The following is a 17,952-nucleotide window of genomic DNA, read 5'->3' as shown; positions in this document are numbered from 1 at the left end:
GGATGACGATTAAGCGGGCCCCGGGTCGCTGATGCGATCCAGGCCCGCATTGCGTTTCAATCGCTGTGCGCTCAGCCGACAGCGGCGATGATGATGATCTCGACCTTATAATCGGGCGTAGCGAGCTTCGCTTCGCCGGTCGCGCGCGTGGGCGCATCGCGGCCATCGACCCATGCATCCCAGACCGCGTTCATTTCGGCGAAGTCAGCCATGTCGGCCAGCCAGATCGTGGCGCTGAGGATCTTCTCCTTGGCGCTGCCCGCTTCACCGAGCAGCGCTTCGATCTGCGCGAGCACGGCACGGGTCTGCTCGGTGACGCTGGCACCCGGCAGCGCGACCTGACCGGCAAGATATACGGTGTTCCCATGGATCACGGCATCGCTCATGCGGGTGCCGGGGTTGATACGCTTGATGCTCATTTTGCTTTCCTCTGCGGGTGGATCAGGAACGGTAACGGGTCAGCGAAAGATCGCTCGTCTCGATCGCCGCCGGGCGACCGGAAATCAGGTCGGCGATCACGTGCGCCGAGCCGCATGCCATCGTCCAGCCGAGCGTGCCGTGCCCGGTGTTGAGGAACAGATTTGGTATCCCGGTTGCGCCGATTACCGGCGTTCCGTCCGGGGTCATGGGGCGAAGCCCGGTCCAGAAGCTCGCCGCCTTGAGATCGCCGCCGCCGGGGAACAGATCGCCGACCGAGAATTCGAGTGCCGCACGCCGAACCTTGGGCAGATCGGTGCTGAATCCCGAAATCTCCGCCATGCCGCCAACCCGGATCCGGTCGCCCAGGCGCGTGATCGCGATCTTGTAGCTTTCGTCCATGATCGTCGATTCGGGCGCGCGCGCCGCATCCACGATCGGGGCGGTGATCGAATAGCCCTTCACCGGATAGACCGGCAGGCGCAGCCCCAGCGGCCGCAGCAGCAAGGGCGAATAGCTGCCGAGCGCAACGAGATAGGCATCGGCGGTCAGCAGGCCCTTATCGGTGTGAACGCCCGATACGCCCTCTCCGTCGGTCTGGATCCGCGAGATCGTCTCGCCATAGCGAAACTCGACGCCAAGTGTTTCGGCAAGCGCCGCCAGCGCGTTGGTGAACTTGAAGCAATCGCCGGTCTCGTCGTTCGGCAGGCGCAGGCCGCCGACGAACTTCTCGGCCGTCGCGGCAAGCGCGGGCTCCGCCGCGATGCATCCGGCCACGTCGAGCACCTCGAAAGGCACGCCAGTTTCGCGCAGCACGGCAATATCCTTCGCCGCGCCATCAACCTGCTTCATCGTCCGGAACAGTTGCAGCGTTCCTTGCTGCCGGCCGTCATATTCGATGCCGGTCTCCGCGCGCAGATCGATCAACCTGTCGCGGCTGAACTCCGCGAGGCGAACCATGCGCTCCTTGTTGATCGCGTAGCGGCGCTCTGTGCAGTTGCCGAGCATCGCCAGCACCCAGCTGATCGCGTCGCGATCCAATACGCGTCGCAACACGAGCGGCGGATGCGACATAAGCATCCAGCGGATCGCCTTGGGCACGATGCCGGGTGCGCCCCAGGGGGAAGCGTAACCGGGGGAAATCTCACCCGCATTGGCGAAGCTGGTTTCCAGCGCCGGACCTGGTTGACGATCGACGACGGTCACCGAATGGCCGGCGCGAGCCAGATAATAAGCGGAGGAGACGCCGATAACGCCGCCGCCAAGAACTAGAATACGCATCGAGCTTCCTATAGCGATTTCTGGAGCCGATGCTTGCGAAAGTCGCCTGAATCCAACAATTCGATCAGACGGTCGCCAAGCCGACGCGAGAACGGCTGATTCATCAAATCCCCCTGAATGCCTTGGAAACGCGCCATATCAAGGCAGCCGCACCGATCGGTGCCCAACATCGAACGGGAATGGCGCACCCGAGATGATGAAGATGAGAACTGGATGATCGTCGTGTAGCACGGGAGGTCTAACGACAACGACAGCCTCGCGCCTCAAATTCAGCCGTTTCGGAGGTGACTTATGCGATCTCAAGAGCAACCGTTCTGCGTCATGCAGCAGCGGCGCGTCAGTAGGTCGATACTAGGCGATCATGTCGCCTGTCAGGTGCCGTAATTTGTCGGGGTTCCGAACGATGTAGACTGCCGTAATCCTGCCGTCCCGTATATCGAGTGCGGTCGTCTGCACGAGGTCGCGATCGACGCTGATGTAGCCGGGCAGACCGTCGATCTCCACAGTGCGCAGCAGTTGAGCGGTTGGTGCATTCTTGCGCCGCAGTCCAGCGAACAGGCGCAGCGCGCGATCAAGGCCGCGAATGACGTTGCGAAAGGCCAGGACCTTGCCGCCCCCGTCCGAGTGAATTTCGACATCTTGGGCAAGCAGCGAGGCAAGGGAGGCAGTGTCGCCGTCGCGAGCGGCAACGAAGAACGCTCGCGTAATCCGGTTTGCCTCAGCCGCTTCGACGCTGAAGCGTGGTCGTGCCGCCTGCACATGCTTGCGGGCGCGTGAGGCGAGTTGGCGCACCGCTGCCGGCTCGCGGCCCAGCGTTACGGCAATGTCGCTCAACGCGATGTCAAAAACGTCGTGGAGAAGGAAAGCAGCCCGCTCCAGCGGCGACAGGCGCTCCATCGCGAGCATCAATGTGACCGTGATATCATCAGCGATGGGTTCATCGGGATCGACCGAGTCCATCAGCGGGTCGGGCAACCACGGGCCGACATAGGTTTCGCGTCGTGCGCGTGCAGATTTGAGGCGGTCGAGGCAAAGGCGCGTAACGATCCGCGTCAGATAGGCCTCCGGTGAGTCGATGCCTGCCTCGACTTTTTCCCATCTAAACCAAGCATCCTGCACGACATCTTCGGCCTCGCTGAATGAGCCGAGCATTCGATAGCCCAGGCGGACGAGGCGCTTACGCTCACGCTGGAAATCAGCCAAGCGCTGACTTTGTTCGATCGTTTGCCCAGCCGCTTGCTCTCGCTCCATCCTCGTCATCTTGCGTCACCTCCTTAGCTCCTCAGTTCTGACGAGCCAGCCGGGCCCAGTGTGACATGATCGCGGGCAGATCCAAAAATTGTTCCTGCATGTCACATCAGCGCGATCAGTCTCGTCAGAGCAAGCGAGCGTCGATTGGACGCCGCTGCAAAGGAATGACGACATGAATGAGATCAAGCGACTGGTTTGGCATGAAGTGGCGCCGAAGGGTGCGCAGGCCCTTTTCGGCGTGCATCATTACATCATCACCGGCACCAATCTGCCGGAAGAGATGATCCACCTCGTGTTCCTGCGGGTGTCACAGATCAACGGGTGTGCTCATTGCATCGACCTGCATAGCCGCGACCTGCTCAAGACGATGCCGCTCGACAAGGTCGTACTTCTACCGGTCTGGGCCGAAGTGCCCCATTTGTTCGGACCGCAATATTGCGCTGCTCTTGCCTGGGCAGAAGAGGTGACACGGGTCGGTGAAACCCATGCTTCGGACGATGCCTATACCGCCGCAGCGACCGCGTTCGAGCCGCGCGATCTGGTCGATCTGACGATCGCGATTGCAGCGATGAATGCCTTCAATCGGCTCGGTGCGCCGTTCCGCTTGCCAGTGAAAGCCAAGCCCTGACAACCTCAAACTTATTGGATCGACGGACTATGACCGAACGACTGGATCATATGCACCAAGTGCCGGCGCTGACGCAGAAGCTGACCGAACTCACTCTCGCCCTCAAGAAAGGGGGCGTTGAGGAGACCATCTTGAGCTTGGTCGAGATGCGTGCGTCGCAGCTCAATGGCTGTGCCTTCTGCCTCGACATGCACGTCAAACAGGCGAAGCTCCATGGCGAGCGCGAGCTCCGCATGCACCACGTCGCGATCTGGCATGAATCGACCTTGTTCAGCGATCGTGAGCGCGCTGCGCTGACGTGGACCGAAGCACTGACCCGGCTGTCGCCGCACGGCGTTTCAGACGACGTCTTCGCCGAAGCGCGCGCGCAATTCTCGGAGGATGAGTTGGTCTATCTCACCTACATGGTTATGGTAATCAACGCTTGGAACCGCGCCTCTATCGCGTTCCAGTCGGTGCCTGGCTCGCAGGACAAGGCGTTCGGGCTGGACAAGGCAGGTCTATCTTAATCAAGTGCGTCCGGCCCCGACCGAAGGGACGATTGTGTGCGCTTTGCGGGGTCGGACCTTCTGTGCCATCCCCACCGGCTTGCGGGACGGACGAAGCTGCCAGCTAAAGTTCTCACTTTTGTTCGGGAACGGCCTCAGCAGGAAATGCCGGATTTCCGGGCTTTTACCGGTGTGGCGCACCCGACAGGATTCGAACCTGTGGCCTCTGCCTTCGGAGGGCAGCGCTCTATCCAGCTGAGCTACGGGTGCCTGGGAATGCCGCCTAGCAAAGCGCGCAAGTCCGCGCCAGTGCCTCAATGCGCGGGCGATGCCGCCTTTTTGGGCGCTGGTGTCTTGGGGCTATAGGGGCACAGATCGGCGACGATGCAGCGCCAGCATTCCGGCGTTCGCGCCTTGCACGTGTAGCGGCCGTGCAGGATGAGCCAGTGATGGGCATGGAGCCGGAACGGCTGGGGTACCGCCTTCTCCAGCTTCTGCTCGACCGCCAGCACGGTCTTGCCAGGCGCGAGCCGGGTGCGGTTGCCGACGCGGAAGATATGCGTGTCGACCGCAAAGGTCTCATGGCCGAACGCGGTGTTGAGCACGACATTGGCGGTCTTGCGCCCGACGCCCGGCAGCTTCTCCAAAGCCTCGCGGTCGTCCGGGACCTCGCCGCCATGATCCCGGATCAGCGCTTCGGACAAGGCGATGACGTTCTTCGCCTTGGTGTTGAACAGCCCGATCGTCTTGATGTGCTCCTTGAGCCCGGCCTCGCCCAGCGCCACCATCTTCTCGGGCGTATCGACCTCGGCAAACAGCCGCCGCGTCGCCTTGTTCACCCCTACGTCGGTCGACTGCGCCGAAAGCGCGACGGCGACGAGCAAAGTATAGGGGTTGGTATATTCGAGCTCGGTTTCGGGATGCGGATTATCCTCCGCCAGCCGGGCGAAGAATTCGATGACATCGGCCTTCTTCACGCGCCGAGCACCGCGTCCCCAAGCACCGAGTCCATCGTGTAGCGCCCGGGCTTCTGGCCCGCGAGCCACAGCGCCGCGCGGACCGCCCCACGCGCGAAGATCGCGCGGTCGTCGGCCCGGTGGGTCAGCTCGATCCGCTCGCCTTGCCCCGCGAAGATCACTGTGTGGTCTCCCACCACCGATCCGCCGCGAAGGCTGGCCATGCCGATCGTGCCTTCCGCGCGCGCACCAACCAGCCCCGCACGATCCGTAACCCGCGCTTCCCCCAGCGTGGTGCCCATGCCGGATGCCGCCGCTTCGCCCAGCATCAGCGCGGTGCCCGAAGGCGCATCGGCCTTGTGGTGATGGTGCATCTCGACGATCTCGACATCCCAGTCGCCGCCCAGCCGCGCCGCCGCATCGCGCACCAGCCGCGCGAGCAGATTGACACCAACCGAGGTGTTGCCGGTCTGGAGCACCGCAATTTCCTGCGCCGCTGCGTCGATCGCTTCGTGCTGCTTCGCGCTCAAGCCCGTGGTGCCGATCACGATCGGCGTTCCCGCGGCGCGCGCTGCCGCCAGATGCGCGTCGAGCGCGCTGGCGGCCGAAAAGTCGACCAGCACATCCGCCTTGGCAGCGATCGGCGCGGGATCGTCCTGCGCGTCCGCCCCGCCTGCCACGCGCGCGCCCAACGAGGGCGCGACCTCGATAATCGCCTGCCCCATGCGGCCAAGGCTGCCATAGATACCGATGCTCGTCATGGCCGCGTCTGTGGCACAGCGCGTTCGGCAAGGGTAGATAGTCCGGCATGCGCGACATCCGAAACACCGTCATCCTCACCGGCGCGGGGCTTTCTGCGGAGAGCGGCATCGCCACCTTTCGCGGACCCGGCGGGCTGTGGGAGGGGCACCGGGTGGAGGATGTCTGTACGCCGCAGGCGCTGCACCGCGATCCCGAGCTGGTGCATCGTTTCTATGACGAACGCCGCGCGAAGCTGGCGGATGTCGCGCCCAATGCAGCGCATCGGGCGCTGGCGCGGGTCGACGCGGAATGGCCGGGCGAATTGCTGATCGTCACGCAGAATGTCGATGATCTGCACGAACGCGCCGGAGCGATGCGGCTGATCCACATGCATGGCGAGCTGAAATCGGCCCTTTGCGCCTTGTGCGGCATCCGCCACGCCTGGGAAAGCGCGCTGCCGCCGGAGAGCGAATGCCCCGATTGCGGCGAACCGGCGCTCCGCCCCGACATCGTCTTCTTCGGCGAGATGCCATACCGGATGGAGGCGATCGAGCGCGCGCTGGGCGCGGCCGACCTCTTCGTCTCGATCGGCACCTCCGGCGCGGTCTATCCCGCCGCCGGTTTCGTCCAGACCGCGCGCTATCACGGCGCGGAGACGCTGGAGCTCAACCTCGATCCGTCGGAGGGAAGCGGATGGTTCGGCGAGAGCCGGCTGGGCCCGGCGGGCACTCTGGTGCCCCGATGGGTGGAGGAAATGCTAGGCGGCCTTTGACCCCGAATCGTCCTCGCGCACATCGACGATACCCGTGCGCGTGCGGCGATCGATGCGCAGTTCGAACACGTCGGGCCGGGCGTGCTGGCCATCGGCATCCATCGTCGCCAGCCCGCGCGGGATTTCGCCCAGATCGATCTCGGCCAGCAATATCTCGGCACCCTCGCCCGCCTGCGCCAGCACCACGCCATCGGGCGCGATGATCGCGCTGCGGCCATGCTGGAGCTGGCCCTCGGGCAGCCGGTCCAGCAGCTTGCGCGCCGATCCGTCACCGCCCGCCGCTTCATAGCCCGCGATCATCTCGGCCTTGTCCTGCACCGTTCCCGCCGCAAGCACGAAGGTGCGCCCTTCATAGGCATAATGCGCCGAGGCGAGCATCGAGATGTCGTGCACCGTCGGCCAGGCGGCGACATGCACCGCTTCGCCCGCATGGTGCATCGCCGCGCGGGCGAGGGGCATCCAATGCTCGTCCGAAGCCAGCTGGCCCAGCCCGCCCCACGGAGCCTGATGCACCTCCAGCGTGGATCCGTCGCCCGAGCCGAGGAACAGCCGCTCCGACGGTGACAGCATCAATTTGCGGTGGCGCAGCACCGGCGCCTTGGGCCGGAACAGGAATTGCGTGGAATAAAGGCTGTTGCGGATGCGCTCATAGCCACCCGTCGAAACCGCGACGCCGGCGATATCCACCGCCCATTGCAACTGGGCGAAGCGCGGATCGTCGCCGCGGATTGCCTGGGCGAGGAGCAGGGCATGCAGCTCCTTGGTGCCCGGATGATCCCAGAGCGAAACCGCCGGCACATGATCGAGCCAGGCGGGATAGCCGCCCAGAAACGCCTCGCCGAACGCAATCACGCGCGCGCCCATCTCGATCGCCTCGCGCGTCTTGGCGACCACCTTTTCCATGCCCTGCGCCACGGCGAGCGGCGCCGGGCTATCCTGTACGATCGCGACCTTCAGCTTTTCGCTCATTCCACCCAGTCCAACCCTATCTCACGGTAAAGCGAGCGGTCTTCCTGCCACTCCGGCCTTACTTTCACGTGAAGATAGAGATGGACCGGTACGCCCATGATCCGGCTCAGTTCGGCGCGCGCGCGGCTGCCGATTTCCTTGAGGCGCGCGCCCCCCTTGCCCAGCACGATCGCCCGCTGGGTGGGGCGCTCGACCATGATCTGCTGGTGGATCTCCACCGACCCATCGGCGCGTTCCGAATATTTCTCGGTCTCGACCGCGCTGGCATAGGGCAGCTCGGCATGAAGCTGGAGATAGAGCTGCTCGCGGGTCACCTCGGCGGCGATCATCCGCTCGGTCGCGTCGCTCACCTGATCCTCGGGGAAATGCCACGCGCTTTCGGGCATCGCCCTGGCCAGTTCCGCCTTCAGCTCCGCCACGCCGTCGCCGGTGCTGGCGCTGATGAAATAGGTTTCGTCGAACAGCCCAGTCTCGTTCAGCTTGGCCGCGTGGCCCAGCAGACGCGGCTTGTCCGCCACGTCCACCTTGTTGAGCACCAGGATCTTGCGCTCCTTGCGCCCGGCCAGGCTGTCGATCACGGTCTGCACCTTCGGCCCGATCCCGCCCTTGGCGTCGACCACCAACGCGATCAGGTCCGCGCCCTCGGCCCCCTCCCATGCAGCGGCGACCATCGCGCGATCCAGCCGCCGCTCGGGCGTGAAGATGCCGGGCGTATCGACCAGCAGCAGCTGCGCCTCGCCTTCGATCGCGATGCCGAGCAGCTTGGCGCGCGTCGTCTGCGCCTTGGGGCTGACGATCGCCACCTTCTGGCCGACCAGCGCGTTGACGAGCGTCGACTTGCCCGCATTCGGGGCACCCACAATGGCGACTACGCCGCAATGCTGGGTCATTTCCTCAGTTTCTCCAGAAGCGCGGCCGCTGCGGCCGTCTCTGCGGCGCCCTTGCTGGTGCCGGGCGCGCTCGCCTCGGCCAGCTTGGGGATGCGCACCGTCACCACGAACTTGGGCGCGTGATTCGGCCCCGATCGATCGGTGATCTCATATTCGGGCGGCTTGCGATTATTGGCCGCCGCCCATTCCTGCAGCGCCGATTTGGGATGCTGCGGTGCCTGGGCATGCTCCTCGATCCGGCTGGCCCAGGCCTTGCGAATGAACGCGCGCACCGGGGCGAGCCCCGATTGCAGATAGAGCGCGCCGATCAGCGCCTCCATCACGTCGCCCAGCACATTGTCGCTGTCCGCCGCGCCATCGTCGCGCGCCTGCTTGCCCAGCCGGAGATAGGGCGCAACGCCCACTTCGCGCGCCACGCCGGCGCACATCGCCCCGGTCACCAGCGCGTTCAGCCGCCGCGAAAGCGCACCTTCGGCCTCGCTGCCGAAGCGCTCATACAGCCATTCGGCGATGACCAGCCCCAGCACCCGGTCGCCCAGGAATTCCAGCCGCTCGTAATTCGCCGCCGCCTGGCTGCCATGCGTCAGCGCGCGCTCGAACGCGGTGAGGTCAACCGGCTTCTCGCCAAAGGTTGTTTTGATCCACCCCCCGAGAGTCTGCGTCGGCAAGACGGTGCCGGCCCGCTCCCCCTCCCGGCCACCCATTTCAGGATACTCTGTGGGAGGTCGGGAGGGGGAGCGGGCTGGCACCGCTACTCGGCGAACGCGCGCTCAAAAGCCTTCCCCAATGCGGCTCCAGCGCGCGGCGGTGAACCAGGTCCAGGGCAGGAACCAGTTGGCGCTGCCATCGGTCGACCAGAAGCTGACCACTGCCTTGCCCTCCAGATTCTCCAGCGGCACGAATTCGATCCCGCCTTCCGCATGGGGGAAGCGGCTGTCGGTCGAATTGTCGCGATTGTCGCCCATCAGGAACACATGGCCGGCGGGCACGTGGAACACCACCGTATCGTCCTGATCGCGCAGGCCCTGATCGAGCACGTCATAGGTCTTGCCATTGTCCAGCGTCTCGCGGAAGCGCGGGATACGGCACACCGGCTGGCCGGCTTCCACCGTCTGGAACTGCATCTGGCATTTGGTGAAATTGGGCGTGATCGGCAGCACGAAATCGGCGACCTTCTGCTTGGGCACCGCCTTGCCGTTCACGATCAGCTGGCCGCCCACCATCTGCACGCTATCGCCGGGCAGGCCGATCACGCGCTTGATCCAGTCGGTATTGTCGGTCGGCGGCGCCTTGAAGACCACCACGTCGCCGCGCGTCGGGGTGCTGGCGAACAGGTGCCCCGGAATCAGCGGCAGGCTCCACGGTAGCGAATGCCGCGAATAGCCATAGTTCCACTTGGTGATGAACAGATAGTCGCCGACCAGCAGCCGCGGCATCATCGATTCGCTTGGGATGACGAAGGGCGAAAAGATGAAGCTGCGCACGAAGAAGACGATCGCGGCCAGCTTGACCAGGAATATTCCCAGATCGCGCCATTCCGATTTGGGATCGGCAGTCGTGGCCTGGGCCGGGTTGTTCTGGCCGGCAGGGACGGCTTCGTCGGAGGGCGTGGTTTCCATGGGCTTTGCTCTGCTTGGGCTGGGCGGCGAGGTCAAGCGGGTGAATCCTGCTGGCAGGCGCAGGTTTGGGACGATAGGGCATGGGAGACAGGAGATGAACATGGCCTTGCCCGATTGGTCCGCGATCCGCGCGCTGCCGCGCACCCCGCTTCCCGCATTGTTCAGGCAGGACGGGGATCGAGTCGCCGCGCTCTCGGCCGACGTGGCGGGAATCCGGTTCGACTGGTCGAAGACGCACCTGACGAAAGAGGCGCTGGCCGTCTTCTCCGCGCTCGCCGATGCGATGGGGCTGGCGGCGAAGCGCGACGCGCTGTTCGCGGGCGAGGCCGTCAACGTCACCGAAGGCCGCGCCGCCGAGCATAGCGCCGAGCGCGGCGAGGGCGCGCCGGACAGTGTCGCGCTCGCCCGCGCCTATCGCGAGCGGATGCGCGCCGTGATCGACGCGATCGAAGCGGAGGCATTTGGCCCGATCCGCTCGATCCTGCATGTCGGCATCGGCGGATCGGCGCTCGGCCCCGATCTGCTCGTCGATGCGCTCGGCCGCGATTCGGATCGTTACGAAGTCGCCATCGTCTCCAATGTCGATGGCGTCGCGATCGAGGAAGCGATGGAGCGCTTCGATCCCCGAACGACATTGCTCGCCATCGCGTCCAAGACCTTCACCACCACCGAAACCATGCTCAACGCGCAAAGCGCGCTGGAATGGATGCAGCAGGCAGGCGTCGAGGATCCCTATGGCCAGGTGATCGCGCTCACGGCGGCGCCCGACAAGGCGATCGAATGGGGCGTGGACGAAACCCGCATCCTGCCATTCTCCGAAAGCGTGGGCGGGCGTTATTCGCTCTGGTCGTCGATCGGCTTTCCGGCGGCGCTGGCGCTCGGCTGGGACGCGTTCGAGGAACTGCTGGAGGGCGCAGCGGAGATGGACCGCCATTTCCGGCTGGCTCCGATCGCGAAGAACGCCCCCGTGCTCGCTGCCTTCGCAGACCTTTATTACACCCAGGCGCGCGGCTGCGAGACGCGCGCCACCTTCGCCTATGACGAGCGGCTGCGCCTGCTGCCCTCCTATCTCCAGCAGCTGGAGATGGAATCGAACGGCAAGAGCGTGACCGCCGGTGGCGAACCCGTCACCTATCCCACCGCGCCGATCACCTGGGGCGGAGTCGGCACCGATGCGCAGCACGCGGTGTTCCAGTTGCTCCACCAGGGCACGCATCTGGTGCCGGTCGAATTCGTCGGCGTGATCGAGCCGGGCGATGGGCTGGCGGAGGATCATCACCGCCAGCTTCTGCTCAACATGTTCGCGCAAGGTGCGGCGCTGATGGCCGGCAAGCATGCCGATGATCCCGCCCGCGCCTATTCCGGCGATCGCCCCTCCTCCACATTGCTGCTCGATCGGCTCGATCCGCGCACGCTGGGCGCGCTGATCGCATTTTACGAGCACCGCACCTTCGTGAATGCCGTACTGCTCGGCATCAATCCGTTCGATCAGTTCGGCGTCGAGCTCGGCAAGCAGATGGCCAAGGCGGCGGATCAGGGCGGACTGGATTTTGACGCCTCGACTACCGATCTGATCGCCAGAGCATTCAAATAAGCGTCGCGCGGCGACGGCGATCCGGGAATTGAACATGAGCGATTACGACTACGACCTCTTCGTCATTGGTGCCGGCTCGGGCGGGGTGCGGGCCTCGCGCATCGCGGCGGCCCATGGCGCGCGGGTCGCGGTCGCCGAGGAATATCGCGTGGGCGGCACCTGCGTCATTCGCGGCTGCGTGCCCAAGAAGCTGCTCGTCTATGGCGCGCATTTCGCCGAGGATCTGAAGGACGCGCAGCGCTTCGGATGGAACGTGCCCGAGGTGGAGTTCGACTGGGCGACCTTGCGCGACAATGTGCTGGGCGAGGTCGATCGCCTCAACGGCCTCTATGGGCAGACCCTCAGCAACAATAATGTCGACGTGATCCTGGAACGCGCCACCGTCTCGGGCGCGCATGAAGTCACGCTCGCCTCGGGCCGCAAGATCACCGCCAGATATATCCTGATCGCGGTCGGCGCGCATCCGCACAGCCCCGAATTTCCGGGCAGCGAGCATGGCATCACCTCGAACGAGGTCTTCCACCTCGAAAAGCTGCCCAGGCGCGTCGTGATCGCGGGCGGCGGTTATATCGCCAATGAATTTGCCGGGATCTTCAACGAGTTGGGATCGAAGGTCACGCTGATCAACCGCAGCGACGTGATCCTGCGCGGCTATGACGAATCGATCCGCGACCGGCTGCTCCAGATCTCGATGACGAAGGGCGTCGAGTTCCGCTTCAATTGCGGGTTTGAGAGCATCGACAAGAATGACGACGGCACGTTTACGGTGATGACCAAGGGCCATGACCCGCTGATCGCCGATATCGTCCTGTTCGCCACGGGCCGCGTGCCCAACACAGATGGCCTGGGCCTCGCCGAAGCCGGGGTCGAGCTGGACCAGCACGGCGCGGTCAAGGTCGATGCCGACAACAAGTCCTCGGTCGATTCGATCTATGCGGTGGGCGACGTCACCAACCGCGTCCAGCTCACTCCCGTCGCGATCCGCGAGGGGCAGGCCTTTGCCGACACGATCTTCGGCAACAAGCCGCATCGGGTCGATTATGATTGCATCCCCAGCGCGGTGTTCAGCCACCCGCCCATGGCAGGCGTCGGCCTGACCGAGAGCCAGGCGCGCAACAAGCTCGGCTCGGTCTCGGTCTACACCTCGGATTTCCGCGCGATGAAGAACGTGCTGGCGAACCGCAATGAACGCGCGCTCTACAAGATGGTCTGCGACGGCACGACGGGCCGCGTGGTCGGCCTCCACATGATCGGCCCCGACTCCCCCGAAATCCTCCAGGCCGCGGCGATCGCGGTGAAAGCCGGGCTGACCAAGGACCAGTTCGACCAGACCGTCGCGCTGCATCCCTCGATGGCCGAGGAACTCGTCCTGATGAAGTAAGGCGCGCGGGTGCGAAAGCACCCCGGCCAGCGCGCCCGGCCTACCCCTTCAACAGTTCGTCGCTCTCGCTGAGCCCCGGATCATGGTCGCCCGCGCGCAGCGAGATCGCGCGCGTCGCGGCGATGTTCATCGCGACATTGCCCAGCGTGCGGAAGATGTCGGGGATCGTCTCCACCGCGACGAGCAGCCCCAGCGGCACCACCGGCACGCCCATCGCGATCGCGATCGGCGCGATCGAGCTGACGAAGCTCACCGTGCCCGGCAGGCCCACCGCGCCCATGGTCGTGATCGCCGCCGCGGCGAACCCTGCCGCCAGCGCGCCCGGCCCCAGTTCCACGCCGAACCAGTGCGCCACATAGATCGCCACCGCGAAGTTCATCGCGGGGCCCGTCCAGCGGAATATCGCCACGCCGATCGGCAGCGTCACGCCCGAATGCGCCACCGGCACGTCGAGCTTCTCGGTGGCGCGCAGCATCGCGGGGAGCGTCGCGAGCGAGCTTTGCGTCGACATCGCCACGGCCTGGCTCGGCCCCACCGCGCGGAGGAAGCGCAGCGGCGAAACCCTGCCCGCGATCGCGCCGAAGGGGACTGCGAGGATCCACAATACGATCCCGACGCTGGAGACGATCAGCACATAATGGAGCAGCGCGCCGAACGCAGAGGTGCCCGCGCGCGCGCCGACGACATAGGCCAGCGCGCCCACGCCGATCGGCCCCAGCCACAGCACCCAGTTGATCACCACCAGCATCGCGTTCGCAATGGCTTCGAAAAAGCCGGTCAGGCGCTTGCGCTCCTCTTCGGGCAGTCGCGTGATCGCGAAGGCGAAGACCGTGGTGAACAGGATCAGCGGCAGGAATGCGCCCTCCGCCGCCGAAGTGACCGGATTGCTCGGCACCATCGCGACGACGAAGTCGATGAAGGGCGGGATCGTGCCGGTCTCGGGCGCCTGCTGCGCCAGCGCCCCGCGCAGCGCCTCCGCCGAATCCGGCAATAGCGGCCAGAGGTTGAGGAAGCCGAGCGTCAGCGCCCCGCCCAGCGCGGAGGAGACCCAGAGCAGGACCAGGAAGGTGACGAACGCCCGCGTCGCCAATTTGCTCGCCTTGGCCCGCTCGGCGGTGGCGGCGATGCCGGTGATCAGCAGCGAGGTGACGAGCGGCACGATCGTCATCTGCAGGGCGTGCAGCCAGATCGTGCCGATCGGCTGGATTCCGTCTGCGGCGATCAGCGCGCCGCCCGGCATCGCACTGGCGGCGGCCACGCCGATGATCAGCCCGCCGATCAGCGCGATCAGGATGCGCGTCGGCTGCGGCTTGCTGGCGCTGCCCAGCGTCGCCCGAATGATCGCCTTGAGAAGATTGAGTATCACCGGTGCTCGCCCTTTGCCGTTCGCAGCGCTATTGCTGCCCGGGTTGAACGCGACAATGGCCTTCAGAAGGCGGGGCATGGCAAGAAAATATTTCGGAACGGATGGAATCAGGGGCGCGACCAACGCGCATCCGATGACTGCGGCGATGGCGATGAAGGTCGGCATGGCGGCCGGCGCACACTTCCTGCGCGGCGATCACCGGCACCGCGTGGTGATCGGCAAGGATACCCGCCTGTCGGGCTATATGCTCGAAAACGCGATGGTCGCGGGGTTCACCGCGGTCGGCATGGATGTGGTGCTGGTCGGCCCGATGCCCACCCCTGCCGTCGCCATGCTCACCCAGTCGATGCGCGCCGATATGGGCGTGATGATCTCGGCCAGCCACAATCCCTATCGCGACAACGGCATCAAATTGTTCGGCCCCGATGGCTACAAGCTTTCCGATGCCGATGAGCTGGCGATCGAAGCCTTGATCGACGGCGACGTGCCGCTCGCCGCATCCGAGCATATCGGCCGCGCCCGCCGCGTCGAGGATGCCCGCGGCCGCTATATCCACGCCGCCAAGATGACCTTTCCCGAGGAATTGACGCTCGACGGGCTTAAGATCGTCGTCGATTGCGCCAACGGTGCCGCCTATCAGGTCGCGCCCTCCGCTTTGTGGGAGCTGGGTGCCGAAGTCGTCGCGATCGGCGTCACGCCCAATGGCAAGAACATCAATGACGGCGTCGGCTCCACCGCGCCGCAAACGCTGTGTGAGACCGTCGTTGCCTCCGGCGCGCATCTCGGCATCGCGCTGGATGGCGATGCCGACCGGCTGATCGTGGTCGACGAGAACGGCCGGGTGGTCGACGGCGACCAGCTCATGGCGACGATCGCCGGCGGCTGGGCGCGCCAGGGCAGGCTCGCGGGCGGCGGCCTCGTCACCACGGTCATGTCCAATCTCGGGCTTGAGCGCCATCTCGCCGCACAGGGGCTCGGCATGGTCCGCACCAAGGTCGGCGACCGCTATGTCCTCGAGCATATGCGCGCCTCGGGCTATAATGTCGGCGGCGAGCAATCGGGCCACATCATCCTCAGCGACTATGCCACCACCGGCGACGGCCTGGTCGCCGCGCTCCAGATCCTCGCCGAGATCGTCCGCGCCCGCGCGCCGGCCAGCGAAGTGCTCCACCGCTTCGATCCGCTGCCTCAGATCCTCAAGAATGTCCGCTTCAAGGGCGGCAAGCCGCTCGAAGACGCCGCCGTCAAGGATTGCATCGCCGCCGCCGAAGCCGAGCTTTCGGGCAGCGGCCGCCTCGTCATCCGCCCCTCCGGCACCGAGCCGGTGATCCGCGTCATGGCCGAGGGCGACGATGCCGGACAGGTGGAGGCCGTGGTCGATCGCGTGTGCGATGCGGTCAGCAAGGCCGCCGCCTGATGCTCGAAATGCGCCCCGATTGCGAACGTTGCGGCACGGTGCTTCGCGCCGATCAGCCCGGCGCGTTCATCTGCTCGTTCGAATGCACCTTTTGCGCGCTGTGCGCCGATGCGCTCGATGAGACCTGCCCCAATTGCGGCGGCGAACTGATGGACCGGCCCACCCGCACCGGTGCCGCGCTGGCGCGGCATCCCGCCTCGACCGAGCCGCGGTTCAAGGGTTGAGATGACGCCGCGCATCCTCATCATCGCCGGATCGGATTCGGGCGGCGGCGCCGGGATCCAGGCCGATATCAAGACCGTCACCATGCTCGGCGGCCATGCCATGACCGCGATCACCGCGATCACCGCGCAGAACACTTTGGGCGTCACCGCCGTCCATCCGATCCCGACCAAGATGGTGATCGAGCAGATCGACGCAGTGGTCCGCGATATCGGCGTGGACGCGGTCAAGATCGGCATGATCGGCTCGGCGCGCACCGCGCTTGCCGTGGCGGAAAAGCTCGCTGAGCTGCCCGGCGTGCCGGTGGTGTTCGATCCCGTCATGGTCGCCAGCTCGGGCGCGGAGCTGGCCGATGAAGCGACGATCGCCGCGTTCGAGCGGCTGATGGCGGTCGCCACCGTGGTCACGCCCAACCTCCCGGAACTCGCGGCTTTGGGCGGCGATGCCCGCGCGCTGGTCAAGACGCATGGCTGCGCGGTGCTGGTGAAGGGCGGCCATGCCGAGGGCGATCAGGTCACCGACCGGCTCTACTCCTCCGATCCCGAGGACCCGCCCGAGATCGACTGGACCAATCCGCGCATCGAAAGCACCAGCAATCACGGCACCGGCTGCACGCTTTCCTCTGCGATCGCCTGCGGCCTCGCGCAGGAATGGGATCTGCCCGAGGCGGTCCGCCGCGCCCGCCGCTTCGTGCGGATCGCGATGCGCGAAGCGCCGGGGCTGGGCCGGGGTCATGGCCCGATGGGCCAGCAATCGGTGCGGCTCGATACCAATATGAGCTTTTTCGAGCCGATGCTGAACCAGGTCACCGTGCCCGCAGCCGATCTTGCCGCGTCGGAGAAATTCTATCGCCTGCTCGGCCTGCGCCAGATCGTCCGCGCCAGCCCGCGTTATGCCCGTTTCGAGACCGAGGGCGGCGCAACCTTCTCGGTCGCCACCGATCCCGAATATACCGGCGCGGTCGTCTATTTCGAATGCGGCGATCTCGACGTCACCGTCGCCTATCTCCAGCAACAGGGCGTGGCGTTCGAAGCCGAGCCGAAGGACGAAAGCTGGGGCTGGCGCGAAGCGCGGCTGCGCGATCCGGCGGGCAATTCGGTCCGGCTTTATCAGGCCGGCGAGATGCGCCGCTACCCGCCATGGCGGCTGGAAAATGATTGATCGCGATGCCTGACCTCAAGTTCGAACGGAAATATCAGCGGCTTCACAAGGGGCCCGTCGCGGGCGTCGATGAAGCCGGGCGCGGCCCGCTGGCCGGCCCCGTCGTCGCCGCCGCCGTCGTCCTCGATCCCAAATGCGTGCCCGATGGGATCGACGATTCCAAGGCGCTCACCGCCGCCAAGCGCGAGCGGCTGTGCGCCGAATTGCTCGCCTGTGCGCAGGTCGGCATCGGCATCGCCAGCGTCGAGGAAATCGATTCGCTCAATATCCTCTGGGCATCGATGCTGGCGATGCACCGCGCGGTCGATGCGCTGGGCTTTGCGCCCGCCATGGTGCTGGTCGATGGCAATCGCTGCCCCAAATGGCAGCATAACAGTCAATGGGTGATCGGGGGCGACGCGCTCTGCCTGTCGATCGCCGCCGCCTCGATCGTCGCCAAGCATCGCCGCGACACCATGATGATCGAGCTGGACGCGCTCCACCCCGGCTATGGCTGGGCGAGCAACAAGGGCTATGGCGCACGCGCCCATCAGGAAGCGCTACGCACGCTCGGCCCCACCCCCCACCATCGCAAGAGCTTCGCCCCGGTCGCCCAGGCGCATTTCGATTTCGGAGCACCCGTGGCGGCCGAGTAACCGTTGCCTCCAAACCGTCATCCCAGCGAAAGCTGGGATCTCCCTCCACCGCCACTCCCCCGCCGCACGCGGCCCCAACTTCCGCCGGGGCGACGGCGAGCGCGTTAAAACCGTCATCCCAGCGAAAGCTGGGATCTCCCTCCACCGCCACTCCCCCGCCGCAC

19 protein-coding genes and 1 tRNA gene are annotated in these 17,952 nt (G+C 65.6%); 9 read left to right on the top strand and 11 right to left on the bottom strand.

Annotation, left to right across the window (positions count from 1 at the left end; translation table 11 throughout):
• Positions 1 to 71: 71 nt before the first annotated feature.
• The 3 genes from SSO01S_RS13725 to SSO01S_RS13715 form a co-directional block, all read right to left on the bottom strand.
• Positions 72 to 419, bottom strand: coding sequence for a RidA family protein (locus SSO01S_RS13725; RefSeq protein WP_066799680.1), 348 nt, complete (start codon positions 417 to 419; stop codon positions 72 to 74).
• A gap of 22 nt (positions 420 to 441) precedes the next feature.
• On the bottom strand, positions 442 to 1,758 hold the full coding sequence (locus tag SSO01S_RS13720; RefSeq protein ID WP_281178703.1) for a D-amino acid dehydrogenase: 1,317 nt from the start codon (positions 1,756 to 1,758) through the stop codon (positions 442 to 444).
• 291 nt (positions 1,759 to 2,049) lie between these two features.
• Entirely contained in the window at positions 2,050 to 2,949 is a 900-nt protein-coding gene (locus SSO01S_RS13715) for a sigma-70 family RNA polymerase sigma factor (protein WP_218000374.1), read from the bottom strand.
• A 172-nt stretch (positions 2,950 to 3,121) separates the two neighbouring features.
• Here SSO01S_RS13715 and SSO01S_RS13710 point away from each other — a divergent pair, with 172 nt between their 5' ends.
• A complete protein-coding gene (locus tag SSO01S_RS13710) occupies positions 3,122 to 3,577 on the top strand; it encodes a carboxymuconolactone decarboxylase family protein (protein ID WP_174520792.1) in 456 nt (151 codons plus the stop codon).
• 29 nt (positions 3,578 to 3,606) lie between these two features.
• Positions 3,607 to 4,086: a carboxymuconolactone decarboxylase family protein gene (locus tag SSO01S_RS13705; protein WP_066799674.1), complete on the top strand. Its 480-nt coding sequence runs from the start codon at positions 3,607 to 3,609 to the stop codon at positions 4,084 to 4,086.
• Positions 4,087 to 4,258: 172 nt separating this feature from the next.
• On the opposite strand, the gene SSO01S_RS13700 is transcribed toward SSO01S_RS13705, so the two are convergent.
• From SSO01S_RS13700 to dapB, 3 genes are all read right to left on the bottom strand, one after another.
• Positions 4,259 to 4,335: transfer RNA gene (locus SSO01S_RS13700), tRNA-Arg, on the bottom strand.
• 44 nt (positions 4,336 to 4,379) lie between these two features.
• Positions 4,380 to 5,042 carry an endonuclease III gene (gene nth / locus SSO01S_RS13695; RefSeq protein ID WP_066799672.1) on the bottom strand — a complete coding sequence of 221 codons (663 nt, stop codon included), beginning with the start codon at positions 5,040 to 5,042 and terminating at the stop codon, positions 4,380 to 4,382.
• A complete protein-coding gene (gene dapB, locus SSO01S_RS13690; RefSeq protein WP_066799666.1) occupies positions 5,039 to 5,782 on the bottom strand; it encodes a 4-hydroxy-tetrahydrodipicolinate reductase in 744 nt (247 codons plus the stop codon). The genes nth and dapB overlap by 4 nt, the downstream gene beginning before the upstream one ends.
• 47 nt (positions 5,783 to 5,829) lie before the next feature.
• Here dapB and SSO01S_RS13685 point away from each other — a divergent pair, with 47 nt between their 5' ends.
• Entirely contained in the window at positions 5,830 to 6,534 is a 705-nt protein-coding gene (locus SSO01S_RS13685) for an NAD-dependent deacylase (RefSeq protein WP_066799664.1), read from the top strand.
• On the opposite strand, the gene SSO01S_RS13680 is transcribed toward SSO01S_RS13685, so the two are convergent.
• The 4 genes from SSO01S_RS13680 to lepB form a co-directional block, all read right to left on the bottom strand.
• Positions 6,520 to 7,503: a nitrilase-related carbon-nitrogen hydrolase gene (locus SSO01S_RS13680; RefSeq protein WP_066799662.1), complete on the bottom strand. Its 984-nt coding sequence runs from the start codon at positions 7,501 to 7,503 to the stop codon at positions 6,520 to 6,522. The genes SSO01S_RS13685 and SSO01S_RS13680 overlap by 15 nt on opposite strands.
• Positions 7,500 to 8,393, bottom strand: a complete 894-nt coding sequence (gene era / locus SSO01S_RS13675; protein WP_066799660.1) for a GTPase Era — start codon at positions 8,391 to 8,393, stop codon at positions 7,500 to 7,502. The genes SSO01S_RS13680 and era overlap by 4 nt, the downstream gene beginning before the upstream one ends.
• Positions 8,390 to 9,097, bottom strand: a complete 708-nt coding sequence (gene rnc, locus SSO01S_RS13670) for a ribonuclease III (RefSeq protein WP_066799658.1) — start codon at positions 9,095 to 9,097, stop codon at positions 8,390 to 8,392. Before rnc ends, era begins: the two co-directional genes overlap by 4 nt.
• 66 nt (positions 9,098 to 9,163) lie before the next feature.
• On the bottom strand, positions 9,164 to 10,012 hold the full coding sequence (gene lepB / locus SSO01S_RS13665; RefSeq protein WP_066799656.1) for a signal peptidase I: 849 nt from the start codon (positions 10,010 to 10,012) through the stop codon (positions 9,164 to 9,166).
• 100 nt (positions 10,013 to 10,112) lie between these two features.
• Here lepB and pgi point away from each other — a divergent pair, with 100 nt between their 5' ends.
• Both pgi and gor read left to right on the top strand, forming a co-directional pair.
• The gene (pgi, locus tag SSO01S_RS13660; RefSeq protein WP_157073785.1) at positions 10,113 to 11,606 is read left to right on the top strand and encodes a glucose-6-phosphate isomerase; all 1,494 of its coding nucleotides are present in this window, start codon (positions 10,113 to 10,115) and stop codon (positions 11,604 to 11,606) included.
• A 34-nt stretch (positions 11,607 to 11,640) separates the two neighbouring features.
• Positions 11,641 to 12,987: a glutathione-disulfide reductase gene (gene gor, locus SSO01S_RS13655; protein ID WP_066799652.1), complete on the top strand. Its 1,347-nt coding sequence runs from the start codon at positions 11,641 to 11,643 to the stop codon at positions 12,985 to 12,987.
• Positions 12,988 to 13,027: 40 nt separating this feature from the next.
• Here gor and SSO01S_RS13650 read toward each other — a convergent pair whose 3' ends face one another.
• Positions 13,028 to 14,431 carry a dicarboxylate/amino acid:cation symporter gene (locus SSO01S_RS13650; RefSeq protein WP_083943084.1) on the bottom strand — a complete coding sequence of 468 codons (1,404 nt, stop codon included), beginning with the start codon at positions 14,429 to 14,431 and terminating at the stop codon, positions 13,028 to 13,030.
• Between SSO01S_RS13650 and glmM the strand changes: the two genes are divergently transcribed.
• From glmM to rnhB, 4 genes are read left to right on the top strand one after another with little or no spacing between them, the layout of a single operon-like run.
• Positions 14,430 to 15,770 (top strand): phosphoglucosamine mutase, encoded by a 1,341-nt coding sequence (gene glmM, locus SSO01S_RS13645; RefSeq protein WP_066799650.1) that lies wholly within the window; start codon positions 14,430 to 14,432, stop codon positions 15,768 to 15,770. The genes SSO01S_RS13650 and glmM overlap by 2 nt on opposite strands.
• Complete coding sequence (locus SSO01S_RS13640) at positions 15,770 to 15,994, top strand: DUF1272 domain-containing protein (protein ID WP_066799648.1); 225 nt, start codon at positions 15,770 to 15,772, stop codon at positions 15,992 to 15,994. Before glmM ends, SSO01S_RS13640 begins: the two co-directional genes overlap by 1 nt.
• A 1-nt stretch (position 15,995) precedes the next feature.
• Entirely contained in the window at positions 15,996 to 17,153 is a 1,158-nt protein-coding gene (thiD, locus tag SSO01S_RS13635; RefSeq protein WP_066799646.1) for a bifunctional hydroxymethylpyrimidine kinase/phosphomethylpyrimidine kinase, read from the top strand.
• Positions 17,154 to 17,158: 5 nt separating this feature from the next.
• Entirely contained in the window at positions 17,159 to 17,788 is a 630-nt protein-coding gene (gene rnhB / locus SSO01S_RS13630) for a ribonuclease HII (RefSeq protein WP_066799912.1), read from the top strand.
• Positions 17,789 to 17,952 lie beyond the last annotated feature (164 nt).

Origin of the sequence: Sphingomonas soli NBRC 100801, assembly GCF_001591025.1 — a bacterium.
In the GTDB taxonomy this organism is placed as follows: domain Bacteria; phylum Pseudomonadota; class Alphaproteobacteria; order Sphingomonadales; family Sphingomonadaceae; genus Sphingomonas; species Sphingomonas soli.
This window is presented reverse-complemented; position numbering and strand designations above follow the sequence as displayed.

Excerpts from the sequence above, each read along its gene's own strand:
- SSO01S_RS13640 (WP_066799648.1), top strand. The coding sequence starts at position 15,770 with ATGCTCGAAATGCGCCCCGATTGCGAACGTTGCGGCACGGTGCTTCGC.
- glmM (WP_066799650.1), top strand. The coding sequence starts at position 14,430 with ATGGCAAGAAAATATTTCGGAACGGATGGAATCAGGGGCGCGACCAAC.
- SSO01S_RS13710 (WP_174520792.1), top strand. The coding sequence starts at position 3,122 with ATGAATGAGATCAAGCGACTGGTTTGGCATGAAGTGGCGCCGAAGGGT.
- SSO01S_RS13725 (WP_066799680.1), bottom strand. The coding sequence starts at position 419 with ATGAGCATCAAGCGTATCAACCCCGGCACCCGCATGAGCGATGCCGTG.
- rnc (WP_066799658.1), bottom strand. The coding sequence starts at position 9,097 with ATGGGTGGCCGGGAGGGGGAGCGGGCCGGCACCGTCTTGCCGACGCAG.
- thiD (WP_066799646.1), top strand. The coding sequence starts at position 15,996 with ATGACGCCGCGCATCCTCATCATCGCCGGATCGGATTCGGGCGGCGGC.
- era (WP_066799660.1), bottom strand. The coding sequence starts at position 8,393 with ATGACCCAGCATTGCGGCGTAGTCGCCATTGTGGGTGCCCCGAATGCG.
- gor (WP_066799652.1), top strand. The coding sequence starts at position 11,641 with ATGAGCGATTACGACTACGACCTCTTCGTCATTGGTGCCGGCTCGGGC.
- dapB (WP_066799666.1), bottom strand. The coding sequence starts at position 5,782 with ATGACGAGCATCGGTATCTATGGCAGCCTTGGCCGCATGGGGCAGGCG.
- SSO01S_RS13680 (WP_066799662.1), bottom strand. The coding sequence starts at position 7,503 with ATGAGCGAAAAGCTGAAGGTCGCGATCGTACAGGATAGCCCGGCGCCG.
- rnhB (WP_066799912.1), top strand. The coding sequence starts at position 17,159 with ATGCCTGACCTCAAGTTCGAACGGAAATATCAGCGGCTTCACAAGGGG.
- SSO01S_RS13705 (WP_066799674.1), top strand. The coding sequence starts at position 3,607 with ATGACCGAACGACTGGATCATATGCACCAAGTGCCGGCGCTGACGCAG.
- SSO01S_RS13685 (WP_066799664.1), top strand. The coding sequence starts at position 5,830 with ATGCGCGACATCCGAAACACCGTCATCCTCACCGGCGCGGGGCTTTCT.
- lepB (WP_066799656.1), bottom strand. The coding sequence starts at position 10,012 with ATGGAAACCACGCCCTCCGACGAAGCCGTCCCTGCCGGCCAGAACAAC.
- SSO01S_RS13650 (WP_083943084.1), bottom strand. The coding sequence starts at position 14,431 with ATGCCCCGCCTTCTGAAGGCCATTGTCGCGTTCAACCCGGGCAGCAAT.
- pgi (WP_157073785.1), top strand. The coding sequence starts at position 10,113 with ATGGCCTTGCCCGATTGGTCCGCGATCCGCGCGCTGCCGCGCACCCCG.
- SSO01S_RS13715 (WP_218000374.1), bottom strand. The coding sequence starts at position 2,949 with ATGGAGCGAGAGCAAGCGGCTGGGCAAACGATCGAACAAAGTCAGCGC.